General features: G+C 45.1%; 15 protein-coding genes and 1 tRNA gene. 8 read left to right on the forward strand and 8 right to left on the reverse strand.

Annotation, left to right across the window (positions count from 1 at the left end; genetic code table 11):
- The first annotated feature begins 80 nt into the window (after positions 1-80).
- Complete coding sequence (locus R2083_RS13985) at positions 81-1,256, forward strand: heme biosynthesis HemY N-terminal domain-containing protein (protein ID WP_317538806.1); 1,176 nt, start codon at positions 81-83, stop codon at positions 1,254-1,256.
- Between the two features lie 4 nt (positions 1,257-1,260).
- On the opposite strand, the gene R2083_RS13990 is transcribed toward R2083_RS13985, so the two are convergent.
- The gene (locus tag R2083_RS13990; protein WP_317531843.1) at positions 1,261-2,316 is read right to left on the reverse strand and encodes a CDP-6-deoxy-delta-3,4-glucoseen reductase; all 1,056 of its coding nucleotides are present in this window, start codon (positions 2,314-2,316) and stop codon (positions 1,261-1,263) included.
- A 49-nt stretch (positions 2,317-2,365) separates the two neighbouring features.
- Here R2083_RS13990 and R2083_RS13995 point away from each other — a divergent pair, with 49 nt between their 5' ends.
- The 5 genes from R2083_RS13995 (at position 2,366) to zapD (ending at position 7,025) form a co-directional block, all read left to right on the forward strand.
- Positions 2,366-3,262 carry an SDR family oxidoreductase gene (locus R2083_RS13995; RefSeq protein ID WP_317531844.1) on the forward strand — a complete coding sequence of 299 codons (897 nt, stop codon included), beginning with the start codon at positions 2,366-2,368 and terminating at the stop codon, positions 3,260-3,262.
- Positions 3,263-3,440: 178 nt separating this feature from the next.
- Positions 3,441-4,664 (forward strand): type II secretion system F family protein, encoded by a 1,224-nt coding sequence (locus tag R2083_RS14000; RefSeq protein WP_317531845.1) that lies wholly within the window; start codon positions 3,441-3,443, stop codon positions 4,662-4,664.
- A gap of 19 nt (positions 4,665-4,683) precedes the next feature.
- Entirely contained in the window at positions 4,684-5,544 is an 861-nt protein-coding gene (locus tag R2083_RS14005; protein ID WP_317538807.1) for an A24 family peptidase, read from the forward strand.
- Between the two features lie 3 nt (positions 5,545-5,547).
- Positions 5,548-6,174, forward strand: a complete 627-nt coding sequence (gene coaE, locus R2083_RS14010; RefSeq protein WP_317531847.1) for a dephospho-CoA kinase — start codon at positions 5,548-5,550, stop codon at positions 6,172-6,174.
- A gap of 95 nt (positions 6,175-6,269) precedes the next feature.
- Positions 6,270-7,025 carry a cell division protein ZapD gene (gene zapD / locus R2083_RS14015; RefSeq protein WP_090321218.1) on the forward strand — a complete coding sequence of 252 codons (756 nt, stop codon included), beginning with the start codon at positions 6,270-6,272 and terminating at the stop codon, positions 7,023-7,025.
- Positions 7,026-7,434: 409 nt separating this feature from the next.
- Here zapD and R2083_RS14020 read toward each other — a convergent pair.
- The 5 genes from R2083_RS14020 to rpsU form a co-directional block, all read right to left on the reverse strand.
- Positions 7,435-7,511: transfer RNA gene (locus R2083_RS14020), tRNA-Ile, on the reverse strand.
- 12 nt (positions 7,512-7,523) lie between these two features.
- Complete coding sequence (gene rpoD / locus R2083_RS14025; RefSeq protein WP_317538808.1) at positions 7,524-9,797, reverse strand: RNA polymerase sigma factor RpoD; 2,274 nt, start codon at positions 9,795-9,797, stop codon at positions 7,524-7,526.
- An 82-nt stretch (positions 9,798-9,879) separates the two neighbouring features.
- Entirely contained in the window at positions 9,880-11,691 is a 1,812-nt protein-coding gene (dnaG, locus tag R2083_RS14030; RefSeq protein WP_317531858.1) for a DNA primase, read from the reverse strand.
- 95 nt (positions 11,692-11,786) lie between these two features.
- Entirely contained in the window at positions 11,787-12,233 is a 447-nt protein-coding gene (locus tag R2083_RS14035; RefSeq protein ID WP_317538809.1) for a GatB/YqeY domain-containing protein, read from the reverse strand.
- A gap of 86 nt (positions 12,234-12,319) precedes the next feature.
- On the reverse strand, positions 12,320-12,532 hold the full coding sequence (gene rpsU / locus R2083_RS14040; protein ID WP_013648785.1) for a 30S ribosomal protein S21: 213 nt from the start codon (positions 12,530-12,532) through the stop codon (positions 12,320-12,322).
- Positions 12,533-12,789: 257 nt separating this feature from the next.
- Between rpsU and R2083_RS14045 the strand changes: the two genes are divergently transcribed.
- On the forward strand, positions 12,790-13,020 hold the full coding sequence (locus R2083_RS14045) for a sulfurtransferase TusA family protein (RefSeq protein WP_317531860.1): 231 nt from the start codon (positions 12,790-12,792) through the stop codon (positions 13,018-13,020).
- Between the two features lie 95 nt (positions 13,021-13,115).
- On the opposite strand, the gene pmbA is transcribed toward R2083_RS14045, so the two are convergent.
- On the reverse strand, positions 13,116-14,474 hold the full coding sequence (gene pmbA / locus R2083_RS14050) for a metalloprotease PmbA (protein ID WP_317538810.1): 1,359 nt from the start codon (positions 14,472-14,474) through the stop codon (positions 13,116-13,118).
- A gap of 48 nt (positions 14,475-14,522) precedes the next feature.
- On the opposite strand from pmbA, the gene yjgA reads away from it, so the two are divergent.
- Positions 14,523-15,071 carry a ribosome biogenesis factor YjgA gene (gene yjgA, locus R2083_RS14055; RefSeq protein WP_317538811.1) on the forward strand — a complete coding sequence of 183 codons (549 nt, stop codon included), beginning with the start codon at positions 14,523-14,525 and terminating at the stop codon, positions 15,069-15,071.
- 110 nt (positions 15,072-15,181) lie between these two features.
- On the opposite strand, the gene R2083_RS14060 is transcribed toward yjgA, so the two are convergent.
- Complete coding sequence (locus tag R2083_RS14060) at positions 15,182-15,976, reverse strand: response regulator transcription factor (RefSeq protein ID WP_317538812.1); 795 nt, start codon at positions 15,974-15,976, stop codon at positions 15,182-15,184.
- Between the last annotated feature and the right edge of the window lie 75 nt (positions 15,977-16,051).

A 16,051-nucleotide genomic window follows, 5' to 3' on the forward strand; every position in this document is an offset into this window, starting at 1 on the left:
AACCGAACGGATGTTCATGTAATTTGCCATCGGCGGTTCAATATTAACAATGATCATCTCTACTGCAATGAGGAGAATATATGAAACTGATACTCTGGCTATTGGCACTATTCGCTGCTGCTGTAGCTGTCACGCTAGCTGCTAAAAACACAACAGGGCGCGCGCTCATCGAGATGCCGCCTTATCAATTGGAATTACCGCTGGATCAATTCATCCTTGCGGTAGCAGTAGCCTTTTTTGTTTTTTATATTCTAGTCCGGTTTATTCTGGGGATTTTTGGTTTCAGTCAACGGCATCGCCATAAGAAAACGGATGAAATGCTCTTGTCCGGATTAAAAGCTTATCTTGAAGGCGACTACATTAAATCACAAAAAAATACAGCGATTGCGCTCAAGCTAGCCGATTCATCGACAGCCAAAGCAATCAGCGCTGTTATTGCAGCCCGCTCGGCTCAAATACTTAATGAAGTGGCTGCGCGTGATCAATATTTGAACACTGCACTGGCTCAAGCACCGGATGAGAAATCATTGTGCCTTGCCGCCAAAACCGAATTTATGTTGCAAAAAGGGGACTATCAAGAGGCCCTGAGAATATTACAGTCGCTCTATTCAGAAGGCGGGTTACAATCCATTGCCGTTCTGCAGCTGGAGCTGGAAGCTCAGCAGCAAGCCGGCAATTGGGATGCGGTTCTTGAATTGGTTGACATACTGGCAAAACGCCAATCAGCGAACAAAACGCTGGTAAAAAAATTAAAACACGATGCGCAAATAGAAAATATCAAAAGCAAAGCCACCGATTTACAATCATTGAATCAATATTGGCAATGCATATCACCGCTGGATAAAATGGACAGCAAGCTTTCTGTCGCAGCCGTGCGTGCCTATATCTCATTAGGTAACTGTAATATGGCCAATAAAATTATCGAAGCGAATATCCCGATGACATGGGATAACGAATTGATAGAGCTGTATTCGGAATGTTTGGATTACCACGTCAGCAGACAAATCGAATGTGCCGAAGTATGGCTTAGATCACACCCCAATAATGCGATTTTACTGCTAACGCTGGGCAAACTCTGTACGTATTGTGAGCTTTGGGGTAAAGCGCAAAATTACCTGGAAGCAAGCTTATCTGTTGAAGCCGGGCACAAAGCGCATTTCGCCCTAGCGCAGTTAAATGAAAAGCTCGGAAAACATGAATTGGCAATGGATCATTACAACAAAGGGTTGCAATTAACACTCAAACAACTCAGTTAAAACGCTAGGGTTCCCGCGCAACTTGGGGATTGCTGGTTGAAGGCGTGAATACATCGGAAAAGAAAGCATCTTTTGGCAAGCTGCGATAATTGGTAAAGTCATGGTAAGCAGCTTTGACCATAGCAGGGACACCGCAAGCGTACACTTGATGCTTTTCCAGATTGTGATGATCCTGCATGACAGCTTCGTGCACCAGACCTGTTCTCCCCTGCCAGTTGTCCGATGGCAACGGATCCGACAGCACGGGAATAAACGTAAAATTATCGTGCTGCTGTTGCCAGCTTTCGGCCAAATCCATCAGATATAAATCAGCTTTTGTACGCGCTCCCCAGTATAGGGTCATTTTCCTTTTCTCATTCCGGTTACTTTCCTGATAAAAAATATGCTCGAGAATACTTTTTATCGGTGCAAATCCCGTGCCGCTTGCTAGGAACGTAATAGCGGTATCGGACGGCGTATCCCTTAAGAAGAATGAGCCCAATGGACCTGTGAAACGAAGCATATCCTTAACTTTCATGTCCGTAAAAACATGTTCTGTAAATGCGCCACCCGGATAATTTCGCACATGCAATTGCAGCAATTCGTCGTCATGCGGTGCATTCGCCAAGGAAAAACTGCGCCGTTTACCATCTTTGAGTAAAATATCGATATACTGACCGGCCAAAAACTGTAATCGCTGATTGGTTGGAAGTTTCAGAGAAATAACCATCACATCCGGAGCAACAAGATCGAGCCTATGCACCCGACAGGGCAAGGTTTTAATTTCAATATCTTTGATTGCACCAATTTCGTGACACTCGATTATCAAATCACTTAATGGGGAAGCGCAACAAAACAATGCATTGCCGGCACGCTTATCTTCTTCAGTCAAGGTTTCTTCACTGTAGTTACCATAAGCGACTGCTCCTTGGATGATTCTTCCTTTGCAAATACCACAGGAACCATTGCGGCAACCGTAGGGCAGCGAGAATCCTTCACGCAGAGCCGCTTCAAGAATGGTTTCTCCAGGCTCAACCTGGAAAACATGCCCGCTGGGCTGAATAATGATTTGATGCGACATTGAGTAGCAAACAAATAGAAAATATAATAATTAGAAACAAATAACTTATATGAAGAAAGCAGTATTAATTATTGGTTGTGGTGATGTCGCGCTTAGAACAGCGCCACTATTACAAGCACATTACCGGATTCTCGGTCTGTACCGTAACTTAGATAATTCCGACCATTTACGATCACATGGAATTATTCCAGTTTACGGAAATCTGGATTCTCCGAAGAGTCTTGAGAAACTCGCTGGAGTTGCACAGTTGATATTGCATCTGGCCCCTCCACCCAACCAAGGGTTACGCGATCATCGAACCGCGCATTTACTGTCCGCATTAACCAATCGGACTAGAAATCGTGCGCTGATTCTACCACAACGATTTATCTATATCAGTACCAGTGGCGTTTATGGTAATTGTCATGGCGCATTGATCGATGAAAGTCACCCCGCTAATCCTGAAAATGACCGTGCAATACGGCGTATTGATGCTGAAAGGCAAATACGCAACTGGGGCAAACGCAATCACGTTCCTGTCTCGATTTTACGTGTTCCCGGAATTTATGCGGCGGACCGGCTGCCATTAAAGCGGTTACGTGAAGGGCATCCGGCAATATTGGCCAGTGAAGACAGTTATACCAATCATATTCACGCAGATGATCTTGCGCGAATCATTTATGCTGCTTTGCATCACGCGAAGCCCAGCAGGATTTATCATACCTGTGATGACTCCCGCCTCAAAATGGGAGAATATTTTGATCTGGTCGCGGATCATTTTGATTTACCGCACCCTCCTCGCATCAGCCGAAGCCAAGCTTACGAGCAAATATCGCCCGGCATGCTATCTTTCATGAAAGAATCCAGGCAGCTTAAGAATTTCAGAATGAAGAAGGAACTGCGCATTCAGTTGTTATACCCAACCGTTCATGAAGGCGTTAAAGCCGCTCGAGCTAACAGCTCATGAAGTCGTGCGGTTGCATCCTTCGCTGATTCAGTTTCTCAAATTAACACTAAGAATATACAAAACTCTGCCGTTAATTCCGCACAATCTCAAAACAATCACTGGGGTTTTGTTGTCAACAGCCGCAGCAGAATTTTAATGTATTGATTTTCATGAGAGCCTCTGTTCTTAGGAGTTAACGATGGCAACTGTCACAGCGCATGCAGAAAAGAAAGTAAAAGAAATCAATTATTCGTGGGAAGGAAAGGACAAAGCTGGTAAACAACTGAAGGGTGAGATGCGCGCTGCCGGAACAGTTGTGGTAACTTCCACATTGCGCCGTCAAGGGATTAAAGTCACAAAAATCAAGAAAACCCAATCCGGCGGCAAAATAACAGACAAGGATATTACGTTATTTACGCGTCAACTGGCCACCATGATGAAATCTGGCGTGCCGCTATTACAAGCTTTCGATATCGTGGGAAGAGGCCACAGCAACCGCGCTTTAAGCAAATTAATATTGGACATCAAAGCGGATGTGGAAACCGGTAGCAATTTGACGGACGCCTTCCGGAAATATCCACTCTATTTTGATGCACTCTACTGCAATCTTGTCGGCGCAGGTGAAGCGGCTGGTATTTTGGATGGTATTTTGGATCGTCTGGCTACCTATAAAGAAAAGATTCAAGCTATCAAGGGAAAAATCAAATCCGCACTCTTTTACCCGATTTCAATTCTTGTGGTTGCGTTTATCATTACCGCAGTAATTATGATCTTTGTCGTTCCAGCTTTCAAAGATTTATTTGAAGGATTCGGCGCCGAATTGCCTGCCCCAACGCTTCTGGTAATGACGATCTCAGACTTTTTTGTTGCTTATTGGTGGGCAATTTTAGGGGTTCTAGGCGGCGCAATCTATGGCTTCTTGTATGCCTGGAAACGCTCGGTTCCGATGCAGCGGGTCATGGATCGTCTTGCGCTCAAATTACCGATTTTCGGTGAGGTCATTCGCAAAGCCACGATCGCACGCTGGTCTCGAACACTATCAACCATGTTTGCCGCCGGCGTCCCATTGGTAGAGTCATTGGATTCTGTGGCAGGTGCTGCCGGAAATTTCATTTATTACGAAGCCACCAAGACCATTCAGCTTGAAGTCAGTACCGGTAACAGCTTGACGTCTTCGATGGCCGGCACCAACGTTTTTCCTAATATGGTCATCCAAATGGTCGCCATTGGTGAAGAGGCCGGATCGCTTGACTCGATGCTCAGTAAAATTGCCGATTTCTATGAAGCGGAGGTGGACGATGCAGTAGCCGCGCTTTCCAGCCTGATGGAACCCATCATTATGGTCGTATTGGGCACGCTCATCGGCGGTATGGTTGTTGCGATGTACTTACCTATCTTCAAAATGGGCATGGTTGTTAATTAAACATAATTTCCTTAAGAACATGTCATTCTTATCCATATTGCAAGACTCGCCTGTTTTCTTCGTATCCTGTACGACAATACTCGGTTTAATGATCGGCAGCTTCCTGAATGTTGTGATTTACCGGTTGCCTGAAATGATGAAAAGGAATTGGCTGCAACAATGCGCGGAACTCCATGGTGAGGCGGCCCAAGCATTACCCGAATTCAACCTTCTTACGCCGCGTTCAACGTGTATACACTGCGAACATAAAATAACCGCATGGGAAAATATTCCGGTTATTAGCTACCTTTTTCTACGAGGACGCTGCTCTCAATGCCATGCGCGCATTTCTCCGCGCTATCCGATAATAGAAGCAGCAACCGCTATTATCAGCGGTTTTGTTGCTTGGCACTTCGGTTACGGCTTTGTCGCACTTGCAGCACTAATCTTCGTATGGGCGCTCATCGCCTTAGCTGTTATTGACTTGGATACGCAATTATTACCGGATGATATAACATTGCCATTACTATGGATCGGCTTATTGGTTAATATCAATCATGGCTTTACCGATATCCAATCGGCAGTCATTGGCGCCATCGCCGGTTATCTTTCCTTGTGGTCCATTTACTGGTGCTTTAAACTGATAACCGGCAAAGAGGGCATGGGATACGGCGATTTTAAACTGTTAGCCGCAATTGGTTCGTGGCTAGGCTGGAGCATGCTTCCATTGGTAATACTTTCCTCATCTCTGGTCGGTGCGCTGGTCGGTATCGGATTGATTCTTGCCGCCAAGCTGAATAAGAGTATCCCTATTCCATTCGGTCCCTATTTGGTTGGCGGGGCACTTATTGCTTTATTCTGGGGAGAGCAGCTCATTCATACCTACATTAGCTTATTTTAATCAATGACTTTTATAGTTGGACTTACTGGCGGAATCGGTTGTGGAAAATCAAGCGCCAGTCAATTTTTCACTGAATTAGGTATTGATGTCATTGATACCGATGTAATTGCCCGGAAATTAACCCAGCCAGATGGTCAAGCTATCAATTTGATAAGAAACTCATTCGGAGATGCTTTCTTAACAGCGAATGGTTCTCTGGATAGAGAAAAAATGCGCAATCAGGTATTCTCGGACAGTCATGCACGACGTAAACTGGAAGAAATCCTTCATCCGTTGATACTGAAAGAAGTAATTGAACAAATTGAACAAACCCAATCACCTTATATCGTACTTGTGGTTCCATTATTATTTGAAACGAATGATTACGACGGCATCATTCAGCGCAGTCTGGTGGTTGACTGTGAGGAATCAGTGCAAATTTCACGCACAATGGCACGCAGTCAATTACCGGAGCAGCAAGTGAAGGCGATCATGGCGCAACAGATCTCTCGACAAACTCGCCTACAAAAAGCCGATGATATAATTACTAATAATCGAGATATCGATTTCCTGAAGACACAAGTCAGCCAGCTACATCATAAGTATCTGATTCTTTCACAGAATAAATCAGATGCCATAAACTTGCACTAAAGAAATTATTTGGGAAAATTTATTTTTTTGTGAAATAATCTTAGTTGCAGCAAAGCTTCAATACCTCTAATTTCTCTTGTGGATGTACAACTATTGTGATTTGTTACGAACACCCGCTCAATGAGCGCATACGTACCCTTCTTCGACTTGAGGATCTATTTAATAAGATTGATTTCTTCTCTACGAAAGATACTGCGACCGAGCACCACGCGTCACTCATCGCTTTATTTGAAGTGCTTGAGATCACAAGCCGGGCTGATATCAAATCAGATTTACTGCAAGAACTTGAGCGGCAGAAACAAATACTCGAAATGCTCCGAAAAAATCCCGAGGTGTCTGAAACCGCATTGGATAATGTACTCAATGACATAAAAATCACCTTCCGGGAAATGCTGGATTTCCCAGGCAAAGTCGGTGAGCATCTGCGTGAAAATGAATGGTTAATGGCAATCAAGCAACGCATTGGAATACCTGGCGGTTGCTGTGTATTTGACTTGCCATCCTATCATTACTGGTTGAATTTGGATCCTGCCCATCGGCACAAAGACTTCGACGAGTGGTTAACGCCGTTCCAACCCATCCGAAACGCATTCGGAATTGTGCTTTACCTGTTGAGAAAAAGTGGCAGAACCTTGCAGGTGGTTGCAAATCAAGGAATTTTCCAGCAAACGGGATCGGAATACACTGCACACATGCTAAGGCTTAATTTAAGCGATCAATTGCCCTGCGTGCCAGAGATCAGCGCTAACAAATATGCACTGAATATCCGTTTCATTCCGATGCACACGAACCAAAAAAACAAAGTCTATGAAGGTGATGTGAAATTTGAACTAACCTTCTGCAATCTATAATGTTATTTCAATTTATCACAGTAACCGGAGATATGACAATTGCTCTTTTCTGTCAATGCACAACACAATCTCTTGCTGCTTCTTTTAGTGCTAGAAATCTCAGTTTAATTGAGCTAAAGTCTCTACGCACTGAAGTGTGAGTTCTATCGCAAGCAATCATAGTGGAATTTTTCCGCAATGCACACAGTGCTATCTTCGAGTTCCCCTGAACCAATTTCGATCCAATTTCCCATCTGTTTTCATGTGTACTACGGTCGGTCAGATGGTGTTTCACCGTTCATGACCTCGCTCCCTTCGATGCCGACCCGAATGCAGCATGCAAACCTTGTTTCTAATGTCCTAGACGATACAATCGCGCACACCATAAAGAAAAAAAGAGGTTAGATAATTATCTAACCTCTTGGTTTATTGGTGGGTCTGGTAGGACTTGAACCTACGACCAAGGGATTATGAGTCCCCTGCTCTAACCAACTGAGCTACAGACCCTTATTGCTTATTTTAATTGTTGCCGGTATCCAAAAAGCTGCGTAAACGTTCAGAACGAGCAGGGTGACGTAACTTGCGCAGTGCTTTGGCTTCGATTTGACGAATGCGTTCACGGGTAACATCGAATTGTTTGCCGACCTCTTCTAAGGTATGGTCGGTATTCATTTCAATGCCGAAACGCATACGCAGCACTTTGGCTTCACGCGGGGTTAAAGAATCCAGAATGTCCTTAGTGACACCGCGCAAGCTTGCGTAAACTGCCGCATCTGCAGGCGCCATCGTGGCTGCATCTTCGATAAAATCACCTAGATGTGAATCTTCATCGTCACCAATCGGGGTCTCCATGGAGATTGGTTCCTTGGAAATCTTAAGAATTTTACGAATTTTCTCTTCGGGCATCTCCATTTTTTGCGCTAAAACCGCCGGTTCAGGTTCTTGTCCGGTTTCCTGCAAAATCTGACGTGAAATACGATTCATTTTATTAATCGTTTCAATCATATGCACGGGAATCCGGATGGTTCTCGCCTGATCCGCAATGGAACGGGTGATCGCCTGGCGTATCCACCATGTAGCATATGTTGAAAATTTGTAACCACGCCGGTACTCAAATTTATCGACTGCTTTCATAAGACCGATATTGCCTTCTTGAATCAGATCGAGAAATTGTAATCCACGGTTAGTGTATTTCTTAGCAATAGAAATTACCAGCCGTAAATTGGCTTCCGTCATCTCGCGTTTGGCCCGGCGCGCTTTAGCCTCGCCCGTTGACATTTTGCGATTAATTTCTTTTAAGTCTTTGATCGGAATGCCAACCTTGTTTTTGAGTTCCAGCAAATTCCGCTGCTCTTCCAAAATTGCAGGTTTATAGTGTTCAAGCGCTTGACTATAAGGCTTTCCAATGGCGATTTCTTGCGCTACCCAATCAAGATCGGTTTCATTCCCAGGAAACGTTTTGATGAAGTGATTCCTGGGCATTTTTGCTTTGGATACGCATAAATCCATTATCCTGCGCTCATAGTTGCGCACATCTCCCACGAGTTCGCGCTGAGTATCACAGAGCTTCTCTACCATTTTCGCCGAGAACCGTATACCCATCAGCTCGGATGAGATTTTGTCCTGAAGCTCAATATAACCTTGATGATAAGGGCCTTCTTTCTCAAGCAGGTCTTGCATTTCGGTATATATTTCACGGATTACCGTGAAACGCTCCAATGCATCTGCTTTAAGTTTCAACAAATCCGCACTGGCAATTGATGCGCCATCACCATCTTCATCTTCGTCATCATCGCCAAGATCGCTGGAAGCTAACTCCTGCTCTAAAGATTCTTCTGAAAATTCTTCGTTCGTGATTTCTTGCGCATTGGCGTCCAACAATCCATCAACCACTTCATCAATGCGTAATATGTCCTTCTCAACTTCCGTAGCCAAATCAACAATTTTCGCGATGATCGGAGGACAAGCAGAAATTGCCTGAATCATATGACGCAAACCGCCTTCGATGCGTTTTGCGATTTCAATCTCACTTTCACGTGTCAGCAGACCCACCGAACCCATTTCGCGCATATACATGCGCACGGGATCTGTTGTCCGTCCAAACTCGGAATCTACCGTAGAGAGCGCTGCTTCCGCTTCTTCCGCCACATCTTCATCAGCCACGGTGGTTGCGGCATCGGACATCAGCAATGTTTCCGCATCCGGCGCTTCATCATGCACGGATATGCCCATATCATTGATCATGCTGATGATACCTTCTATCTGCTCAGCATCCAGCATATCGTCGGGCAAATGATCATTGATTTCGGCGTAAGTCAGATAGCCACGCTCTTTGCCTAATCCGATCAGTATTTTCAAGCGCATGCGCCGCGCTTCGATATCTTGCGGTTGCGGATTACCACCTTCAATAACGGAAACCGAGTCTATATCATCAATAGAATCCAGTCCTCCAGCCGCCTTATTCTTTTTGGGGGTTCTACCTCTGGCTTTCTTGCCTATATTGAACTCAACATCATCGCCACCAAGCATGGCTTGAGAAAATTCTGCCGCAGTGCGTGTTGATTTAACCGGCGCTTCTTTTATTTCTGCAGAATCGGTTGCCTCTAGGCCGGTTGCTTTTTCATTTGTTTTTTTGCCGGTTGCCTTAACACTTTTTTCAGTTTTAGCTGTTAATTTCTTAGACTCTTCTTTTTCCACCATTTCATTGCCAGTATCTTTTATTTTCTGAGCTGTTGATTTCTTAATAATTTTATTATCTTTATCTTTTGATTCGACCGCTTTTGTTTTTGGCATATTGGATTCCCAATAATTTGGATGAATTAAAAGCTGAAAGTGCGAGATTATATCAAAATTCGATATTACTGACACCTAATAACTAATTTTGCTGCTTGATCAATTGCTGAAATTCTTGTTTCTCCGCATCGGTTAACATACTCATTGTCATAGATTTATTCTTTAATTCGGTAAAACGCTTTTTGCGGTATGCTTGCTGCAATATTTTTAATGCGCCTAAGAATTCTGCTTCTAAATCAAATCCGTCATCCCACTTTAGCGCCTCACTTTTAATACTTTCCAGCAATGTTTTGTGCGGGCTATTTTGCAAATAAGTCAGCAATGAATGTGCTGATTTATTTTTCGCTATGTGGGGGTGCTTATCAAGAAAATCAACCAATGCTTTTAATGCAACAGCTTCTTCCGTGTTTTCGTTCCATTCTGCAAGCCAGCTTTTATCCAGTTTCTCGATACAGTCTGGATTAAGCAACAACATCAGTATGAGCCAGCGTAAAGGCGAAATGATTTGTTTTGCTGGTTTATTCTCAATTGTACGCATTTTGGATGAGCGTTTGATCTGCAGCAACTCATCCAATTCCCCTTGATCAATCTCACTAAGCTCCGCTAAGCGCCTGATCAGTATCAGCGATAGAGCCGGGGCCGTGACTTGTTGCAGCAGCGGCTTTGCATCACTGATCAATTTTGCGCGGCCTTCGCTGGTTTGAAGATTGACTTCTGAGCATAACTCCTTGAATAGAAATTCCGATAACGGCAGAGTGTGTTTGAGCTGCTGTTCAAAAGATTCTTTACCAAATTGATTGATATAGCTATCCGGGTCTGCTCCCTCGGGCAAAAAAAGAAAACTCAGATATTTACCGTCGGATAGCAGCGCCAAGCTATTCTCGAGTGCGCGCCAGGCTGCTTTTCTGCCTGCTTTGTCACCATCGAAGCAAAAAATAATGTTATCCGTCTGACGCAAGAGTTTTTGTACATGAAAACTCGTCGTCGCGGTACCTAAGGCGGCTACCGCATAATCAATCCCGTGTTGCGATAGGGCGATGACATCCATATATCCCTCTACAACAATGACGCAATTCGCTTCGCGGATAGCGCGGCGCGCCGAGAACAGGTTATACAGCTCTCGTCCCTTTTCAAATAAAATCGTTTCGGGGGAGTTCAGATACTTAGGTTCTTCTTTTGCAAGTACACGACCGCCAAAGCCAATAATCTGCCCTTTCTGATTAAGGATTGGAAACATGATCCGGTCCCTGAACCGGTCATATTGCTTGGTTTCACCGTTGGTAATGACTAATCCAGCTTGCGTCAATAATTTCCGGGTTTTGTCTGAATTATAATCAGAAAAAACCGCTTCAAGGTTTTGCCAGTCTGCAGGAGCGTAGCCAATAGCAAATCGTGCCGCCGTTTTACCGGATAGGCCACGCTTTTTAAGATAGGCGATGGCTTTTTCGGAAACCTTTAGCTGCTCGCGGTAATAGCGGGTGGCGATTTGTAGTGCATTTAACAGGTCTTGCGGCGATATTTCAGCGTTGTTACGGTCATAATCGCTTGCGAAATCCTGCTGTGAGTCATCCGAGGCAGAATGATGAGACACATTACTGCTTTGTTGCTCCGGTAATTGCATACCAGCGTAGGCCGCCAGATCTTGCACTGCTTCGACAAAGCTTAAGCCGCTATATTCAATCAAAAAACTGATCGCATTGCCATGCGCGCCGCAACCAAAGCAATGGTAAAACTGCTTGGTTTGACTGACTGTGAATGAAGGGGTCTTTTCGCTATGGAACGGACAGCAGGCAACAAAATTAGCGCCCGCTTTTTTCAGCGGGACATGACGATCAATCGCATCGACAATATCCACGCGACTGAGTAAATCATGTATAAAAGATTGCGGAATCATCTACCCGGAGCTGTCAATAACAATCAGCTTCAAGTATAAATAAATTGCAATCGTTATGGTTTGTTTTGAGAATAATCCGCAATAGCCAATCAATATCAAGCTGATATCTTGGCTTTAATCAGTGCTGACACTTTACCCATATCAGCACGACCGGCCAGCTTCGGTTTCAGTATGGCCATAACTTTGCCCATATCCTGCATGCCGGCTGCATTCGTTTCTGAAATGGCTTCAGTGATCAACGCATCGATTTCGGAATCGCTAAATGCTTGCGGCATATAGGCACTGAGAATAGTAACTTCCTCTTTCTCAATATTGGCCAGATCCAATCGCTGCGCGGCTTCATACTGAGCAATAGAATCCTTGCGCTGCTTGAGCATTTTTTCAATAACCGCAATGACAGCCGCATCATCCAGCACTATGCGTTCATCCACTTCACGTTGCTTGATTGCAGCTTGCAGCAAGCGGATAGTATCCCGCTGTTTGGTGTTACCCATGCGCATCGCTGCTTTCATATCTTCCGTGATTTTCTGTTTTAAGCTCATGATAAATAGATGCAATTAATCGATTATCAACTCATCATTTTGGAAAAACGCTACCGGAAGAAAAACCGGTATTAATATATAACGATTTAATAAAGCTTAGGTGGCAACAACTGGCTGCGTAAGCGCTTGTAATTCCGCTTCACAGCTGCTGCTAGTTTGCGTTTGCGTTCTGCGGTCGGTTTTTCATAAAATTCGCGAGCGCGCAATTCGGTCAGTATTCCTGTTTTCTCGATTGAACGCTTAAAGCGGCGCATAGCAACTTCAAATGGTTCGTTTTCCTTAACTTTAATTGTCGTCATAAATTGGCAAAATCCTCGATAACTTTGATTGAATAACAAGATAAAACAAAAGGCCGGGATTATAACACCAAGCGATTTATTCTAAAAGAATTAGTTGTAAAAACCAGCTTGACTGTAACCAAGAAAACCTTAAATCAACCATACGACACGTCATCGCAGCCCTTGGTGCTAAGATAAAATACCGGATAAGCTACCTCCGGTCTTTGAATTCGCCCACGCAGGCAGTATAGTAATGCGCCCAATAATATGACTAAGAAATGCAGAAAGCAGATAAAGAGTTAGATGCGCGTGGCTTGAATTGCCCGCTGCCCATTCTACGCACCAAGCAATCGCTGGCTGGGATGGTCAGCGGGCAAATATTGAGAATCGTTGCAACAGATCCGGGTTCCGTGATCGATTTTCAGGTTTTTGCCGAACAAACCGGAAATGAATTGTTATCGTTGTCTGAGGTAGACCAGGAGTTCATTTTTTTGCTGCAAAAGCGATAAGCGGGGAAATCCGGTTAAACTTCCGATCAACGGGCCGCACCCGTCAATTTATCTATCGCTCGCTCAATACACCGCAATACCTTCATGCAGCGTTTTCAACCTCCGGCTACCGTCATGCGGTTGATCAATACCGAGCCGCACTGTTTCGATCCGCGCACTATGACATCATTACCAATGGCTGCGATGTTCCGGAACATATCTTTCAAATTGCCGGCGATGGTAATTTCTTCGACCGGATAACTGATGGCACCGTTTTCGACCCAGAACCCGGAAGCGCCGCGTGAATAATCTCCGGTAACTGCATTGATGCCGTGCCCGAGCAGTTCGGTGACTAACAAGCCGTTGCCCATCTGCTTTAGCATCGCGTCAAAGCCCATTGCCGTGCCGTTCTGCATGATCAGATTATGCGTGCCACCAGCGTTTCCGGTGGTGCGCATACCAAGTTTGCGCGCGGAGTAACTGCCCAGGAAATAACCCTGCACAGTGCCGTTTTCCACGATGTTACGATCGACGGTCGCGACGCCATCGTCGTCGAACGGACCGCTCGCCAGGCCTTTGTGCAGATGAGGGCGCTCCAGAATCTGGATATCCGGCGCGAAAACCTGCTGGCCGATGCTATCCAGCAGAAAGGAAGATTTTCGGTATAGATTGCTGCCGCTCACCGCCGAAGCGAAATGCCCGATTAAGCCGGAAGCAATCGGCGCTTCAAACAATACCGGTACTTCGCAGGTGTCGATCTTTCTCGCACCTAAACGCGCTGCGCTGCGCTTGCCCGTTTTTTCACCGATGCTTTGCACCGTCTCCAGATCGGCGGCGTCACGCGCCACACTGTACCAGTAATCACGTTGTTTGCTGTCGCCTTGCTCTGCGATCATGGCGCAACTGATGCTGTGGCGCGATAGCGGATAACCGCCCATGAATCCCAGACTGTTGGCATAGATAAATTGCGATTCACTGACGGAAATGGTCGCACCTTCGGAATTAGTAATGCGCTTGTCCGCAGCGTACGCGGCTTGTTCGCAGCTTCTCGCCAGTTCGATGGCTTCTTCAACGCTGATTTGCCACGGGTAATACAAATTTAAACTTGGGTAGTTTTTAGCCAGCAATTCCGCTTCCGCCAATCCGGCACAATCGTCGTCCGCGGTGTAACGCGCGATCGATAACGCGGCGGCAACCGTGTCGCTGATCGCCTGCGAGGAAAAATCAGAGGTGCTGGCGTGGCCGCGCTTCTGTCCGATATAAACCGTCACGGACAAGCCTTTATCACGATTGTATTCAATCGTTTCCACGGCATCCTGACGCACCGTGACGGTTTGTCCAAAACCATCGGAAACATTCGTCTCGCAAGCGCTGGCGCCGCCTTTTTGAGCATGTTGCAAAATATCGCGGGCGATTTGTTGCAGTGTGCTGATAGGATAGGAAAATCGGGTATCGGAAACGGGTAAATTATTCATGTCGTACAATAAAGATGAAAATATAAGCGGATTTCAAACGAGGAGGCTATGATAACAGCTTATTCACACCGCATTACACAGGTTACCGTGCAAAAAGAACCGGAATACGACGACAACGAAGAAAGCGCGCCGAGTAAAACGAAGCGCAAAAAAGACATGCATGCCTTGCAGGAAATCGGTGAGCAACTGGTGGAACTGGATCCGAAAAAACTGACAGAGTTTGATTTGCCGGAAACTTTAATCGACGCCATCAGCCAGGCCCGGCCCATGCAAAAACATGGCGCACGGCGGCGTCAGATGCAATACATTGGACGCCTGATGCGCGAAATCGATGCGCTGCCGGTTAAGGAAAAGCTCGATTCCTGGCAGCAAACATCCACACACCAAACCGCCCGCCTGCACCAGCTTGAACGCTGGCGCGAACGGCTGCTGAACGATGACAACGCGCTTACCGAATTTGCACAGAAATATCCGCAAGCCGACTTGCAGCGCCTAAGACTGCTGATCCGCAATGCGCAAAAAGAGAAGGCAGCAGAAAAACCACCCAAGAGTTTCCGGCTGCTGTTTCAGGAATTGCAAGGGATTGTCGAGGTTTGATTGTTGTGTAATTGGAGGGGGGTGTCCTAGACTCTGTTGTCTCTTCGCCCTCTCCATGACAATCTTTCACTTCAATATCAATATTCTGAAGTCAAATCAGCTTCGTAAGTTCAATTTGAACTAATGCGCCGATATTCAAGTCGGCCTTCCTGAATGATTTTCTTGCCGAGCATACAAAGTGATTTAGCACCAAACCACTTTTTTATTGCAGTGGCGTAGCCTTCTACAGTACGTTTGCGTGAATCCAAGCGGGTTTTACTGCGTTTCTCTAGTTTCTCGCCATCACTTTTTGAGAAAGTACATTTCTGCATGATGTATCTATCAAATGTACCAAATTCTTCTAGCACATGATCAACGCCAAATCTGCTGACCTTTTTATTATATTCCTCAATTAGAAGATCATAAGCGATTTGCTTGTATCCCATGCCTTGCGATAGCAACCCAATAACCTTCATTTTCATGGGAGACAATCCCTTCCTTTTCTGGATCTTACTCTCCAAATCAAAAGGCCATGCCGCTTCACCTCGCATGACTTTATCAATCACCGCCTTTATTTCATCGTCTGCACTCTGCTTAGATAGATAACCATGAGCCCCAACCTTCATAGCACTAATGACATCGATTTCTCGCGTATGAACACTCCAGAAAATAATCTTTATTTTGGTATATTTCTTTAAAATCTCTTTTGTTAACTCGACTCCCCAAAGACTGCTATCGGTTAATTGATAATCCATAATGATCAGATCAATAGACATTGACTCCAGGTGTTCGAGTGCTTGAAAACTATTCTCAGCTTCTGCAACAAACCGCAAACTTCCATACCTATGCAAACCACTTTTAATACTCTTCCTGATTAACCAATAATCTTCGACAAGTAGAATTTTAGTAATATTCTCTGATGACATGATCATTTCTCCTTACACTGATGGTTTTATGCTGGATCGCAGGTTACCCATTCCTTGTATCATTATGTTTCAGAT

This window comes from Nitrosomonas sp. Is35 (assembly GCF_033063295.1).
GTDB lineage: Bacteria > Pseudomonadota > Gammaproteobacteria > Burkholderiales > Nitrosomonadaceae > Nitrosomonas.

What these genes read in the sequence shown, in the direction of transcription:
- R2083_RS14000 (WP_317531845.1), top strand. Translation starts at nt 3,441, where the DNA reads ATGGCAACTGTCACAGCGCATGCAGAAAAGAAAGTAAAAGAAATCAAT.
- dnaG (WP_317531858.1), bottom strand. Translation starts at nt 11,691, where the DNA reads ATGATTCCGCAATCTTTTATACATGATTTACTCAGTCGCGTGGATATT.
- yjgA (WP_317538811.1), top strand. Translation starts at nt 14,523, where the DNA reads ATGATAACAGCTTATTCACACCGCATTACACAGGTTACCGTGCAAAAA.
- R2083_RS14005 (WP_317538807.1), top strand. Translation starts at nt 4,684, where the DNA reads ATGTCATTCTTATCCATATTGCAAGACTCGCCTGTTTTCTTCGTATCC.
- R2083_RS13990 (WP_317531843.1), bottom strand. Translation starts at nt 2,316, where the DNA reads ATGTCGCATCAAATCATTATTCAGCCCAGCGGGCATGTTTTCCAGGTT.
- R2083_RS14060 (WP_317538812.1), bottom strand. Translation starts at nt 15,976, where the DNA reads ATGTCATCAGAGAATATTACTAAAATTCTACTTGTCGAAGATTATTGG.
- rpoD (WP_317538808.1), bottom strand. Translation starts at nt 9,797, where the DNA reads ATGCCAAAAACAAAAGCGGTCGAATCAAAAGATAAAGATAATAAAATT.
- pmbA (WP_317538810.1), bottom strand. Translation starts at nt 14,474, where the DNA reads ATGAATAATTTACCCGTTTCCGATACCCGATTTTCCTATCCTATCAGC.
- R2083_RS13995 (WP_317531844.1), top strand. Translation starts at nt 2,366, where the DNA reads ATGAAGAAAGCAGTATTAATTATTGGTTGTGGTGATGTCGCGCTTAGA.
- R2083_RS13985 (WP_317538806.1), top strand. Translation starts at nt 81, where the DNA reads ATGAAACTGATACTCTGGCTATTGGCACTATTCGCTGCTGCTGTAGCT.
- rpsU (WP_013648785.1), bottom strand. Translation starts at nt 12,532, where the DNA reads ATGACGACAATTAAAGTTAAGGAAAACGAACCATTTGAAGTTGCTATG.
- R2083_RS14045 (WP_317531860.1), top strand. Translation starts at nt 12,790, where the DNA reads ATGCAGAAAGCAGATAAAGAGTTAGATGCGCGTGGCTTGAATTGCCCG.
- R2083_RS14035 (WP_317538809.1), bottom strand. Translation starts at nt 12,233, where the DNA reads ATGAGCTTAAAACAGAAAATCACGGAAGATATGAAAGCAGCGATGCGC.
- coaE (WP_317531847.1), top strand. Translation starts at nt 5,548, where the DNA reads ATGACTTTTATAGTTGGACTTACTGGCGGAATCGGTTGTGGAAAATCA.